Annotated in this window: 2 protein-coding genes; both read right to left on the bottom strand. The window is 46.0% G+C overall.

What is annotated here, in order from left to right; translation table 11 throughout:
- Window positions 1-879: 879 nt before the first annotated feature.
- Window positions 880-2,175: a branched-chain amino acid transport system II carrier protein gene (gene brnQ, locus ABD892_RS11350; RefSeq protein WP_345195779.1), complete on the bottom strand. Its 1,296-nt coding sequence runs from the start codon at window positions 2,173-2,175 to the stop codon at window positions 880-882.
- A gap of 569 nt (window positions 2,176-2,744) precedes the next feature.
- A partial coding sequence (locus ABD892_RS11345; protein WP_345195778.1) for a hypothetical protein occupies window positions 2,745-3,349 on the bottom strand: 605 nt, incomplete at its 5' end.

The raw sequence follows: 3,349 nt of genomic DNA, 5'->3' as shown, positions 1-3,349 counted from the left end.
CTGGGTTACATGGCTGCGCGAACCTGCCCCATGCCAGCAAGGCTTCTCAAGCTGGCTGAGCCACAGTGGTAATCAGGTAAAAGTATGCTGTTTGTAGTGGCTAAATCTATTTGCTATGACACTAACCGGTATTCGTATGCAGCTTGCAATGCAGGCAAAGGGACACACAGGGAGAGCAACAGCGCATTTCAGAAAGGTTGTATAGGGACTTTTTGTCTGAGTTAAACGGTCGCGCAGGGCGATGTTGTCCCTGCAATCATGTAGCTCTTCGCTTCCTGTAATTTCAGCATGTACCGCCTGTAAATCAGCTTCGCGTGGCCTATCATGTACTTGAAAATAGTCGCTAGCGCTCGTTGATTGTATTCTTGTTTCCATTGCAAATCATCCATTATTAATCATTCCTTTTAAAGGCAATTAATAAGGCAATATGCCCCATGGATAGTTCACACTTATAACTTCATCATCCTTTATTGTTTGCTTTTTTATAAACCATGGTTAGTAATTCTTAAAAACCTAATAGACAAATATTTAGTTTTTATCCCTGATAACACTTAAAACCCTATCAAATATACTAGATTTCACACATTAGCCTCACAAGAAAAACATTTAAACTATCAATTCTTATATTTTACATATAAAAACAAAGCCTTTTATCAACATGCAGCTCAAACTCACAACTATAATTATTTATAATTAGAATAGTAACGTGTTATTTTAATATAGAAATCGTGCATGTTAGAAATATACAAACAAAACAAAATAAGTTGGACATATATTTTTCAAGATCAGGTTCAAATAATGAATAACTTTCTACAGTATTCATAAAAAGCCTCCCGATTTCAGGAGGCTCTCAGGTAATCGTTTCCCATATATAAACGGCTAGGCAACTTGGATTGAACGTTTTCCATAACCTGATAACCAGGCAAAAGCGAGTGTTACCATAAAAGGAATCAACCAGCCCATACCCTGAGAAAACAGGGGTAACCAATGCTCAAGCGCTTGTATTGATGATTCTGCCAGCAGCCCTGCTGCTTTGGCGCCATCCAACAGAGCAAACAAAGCAACAACCGGGAAAATGATTCTGTAGGCGTATAAAGCATTGGGGAGTTTATGACGCACCAGAGCCAAAATAACCAACGCAACAGCCAGAGGATAAAGCGTAACAACAGCAGGAGCAGAAATGGCAATGAGTTGGGTTAATCCAATATTGGCGGTGATCGCGGAAACCAGCATAACGCCGACCAGCGCTACCGCATAGTTCAGTTTGAATTCACTGCTGAAGTAATGCGCGCAAGCAGAACCTACACCGACGGCAGTGGTCAGACACGCCAGAGTGATCGTCAGTGCCAGCAACAACTTCCCCGGCAAACCAAACAGTGCCGCAACATACAAGGCCAGGATTTGCCCGCCATTCGTCGCATTGGGGGCGATACTGTGACTGGTAGCACCCAGATACATCAACATGAGATAAACCAGGCTCAGGCCTATCGCCGCAATTATCGCTGCATAAATGGTATATCTCGCCATGGCTTTAGGCTCGGAAATCCCCAGCTGGCGAATCGCCTGACCAATAACAGCACCAAAGCCAAGGGCGGCAATGCAGTCCATGGTCATATAGCCCTGCACCAGGCCGTCAGACAAGGGGGCAGCCATTGTCGTTGCATGAATCATATCCTGTGGATGAGACAAGGTTCCCCAGGCAATGGCACAGAGCAATACAATAAGGGCAGGGGTCACCCAGCGACCCACCGCGTTGATCATAGCACCAGGCTTTAACGCCAACAGTAATGCCAGAGCGAAGAATACACCGCTATATAAGGCCAGTTGCCAGGCTTGAGGGGTATCCAGAAAAGGCACCATTCCCATCTCATAAGCCACCACGGCTACTCTGGGAATCACCAGTGCCGGACCAAACGCAATAAAGAGAATCAACCAGAATGCGCGGCTCCATTGCTTAGGCAGGAGTTCGGTCATTTCCCTGGAACCACCGGTCAACGCCATGGCAACCAGGGCCAGAAGGGGAAGTCCTACTGCGGTTAGCAGAAACCCGACGGCAGCAAACAGCAGTTCGGAACCCGCCTGTTGTCCCAGAATAGGAGGATAAATGATGTTGCCTGCCCCCAGGAACAGGGCAAAGGTCATAAAACCAAGGGCTATCAGGTCTTTTCGCTGCATTGATGACTCCATGTGTGAATTGGAGCCGGCTCTTGAGACGGGGCTGGAGAATTGTTGATACGTTCTGCCGGCCCCTCCAGAAGGGCCGGCCATACGTTGCCTGCCCTAAGGAATGACCTGGGAGACCACGACGACCACGACAACACTCACTGCCTGGTAGGCAGTGTTCACGATGTTGAGCTTTTCGTGACAATGAGTGTGCATAGTCGTTAAAGGCTTTGAAAAAAATACGTCTTTTTATCCTGAAGAATCAGCGCAGATCGAACAATAAGTATTAGCCGCCAGGTCTCAAGTTTCACACTTCAAAGGATTTAGCAGACAGAGTGGCAAAATCAATGTCTCTGCTGGATGCCGGCATGTCTGAGACTCTGGCAACAGAAACACAGGCTGATAAAAATACCGCTGAAAACAGAATAACAGCGAATCTGAACATTGTTTTTTCCTTATGTATTCTGATGATTATTGTTTTTTTGTTTCCCCTTCGCAGCTTACTACTCGACCATTAACGTCTATTAACAGCGATTAATAAACGGTAATGGTCATGTATTCCGCGAAGGCCTTTATGACTGTCAGTGGTACTTGAACCGATAGCTTTCCAGTGGGATATTTCCCGGATTGCCCGGAGAAACATGATACTCAATAAACGCATCATCAATGATCACAACATGCCACAGGTTAGATGTTTCCAGCTTCTCATCCACAGGCTTGTTAACCGGCTTCTTAATAAAGGTTTTCTCCCATTGTGCAGGTGTCATCTGCTCCGGTGTTTTGCCTTTGATATCCGCACTGATGATGTTGAAACGCTCAACACTGTCATGGTTGTAATCCCAATAGGCTGCCGGCAAATCAGCCATATCGATCGCTTTTTTCTGCAGGTTAAGCGCCGATTTGTAAGAACCTGACAGGTCATTATTCGCACGGGCAACATTAGCAATTGCCATCCAGTGACCATCAGTTTTGAACTCGGTCATCTGGTTAGCGGACACCTCAAAGGTGCGGGTGCCATTTTTATCGGTCAATGCATACCCCAGGCCTGCCGCGGGCTTCACGGCTTGCAGATAGACGATTGCCTTATCCACAGATCCGGCCTGTAGGAGCTGTTGACGTTTCACATTGGTAACCAGACAAAAGCACAAGCCAGAGCTACGACACTGACAAAGTTTCGCTTTAGCTT

It is taken from the genome of Kistimonas scapharcae (genome assembly GCF_039540975.1).
GTDB classification, from domain to species: Bacteria; Pseudomonadota; Gammaproteobacteria; order Pseudomonadales; family Endozoicomonadaceae; genus Kistimonas; species Kistimonas scapharcae.
Note: the sequence above shows the minus strand (reverse complement) of the source record. Positions and strands in the feature narration are given on the sequence as shown.

What these genes read in the sequence shown, in the direction of transcription:
- brnQ (WP_345195779.1), bottom strand. Translation starts at nt 2,175, where the DNA reads ATGCAGCGAAAAGACCTGATAGCCCTTGGTTTTATGACCTTTGCCCTG.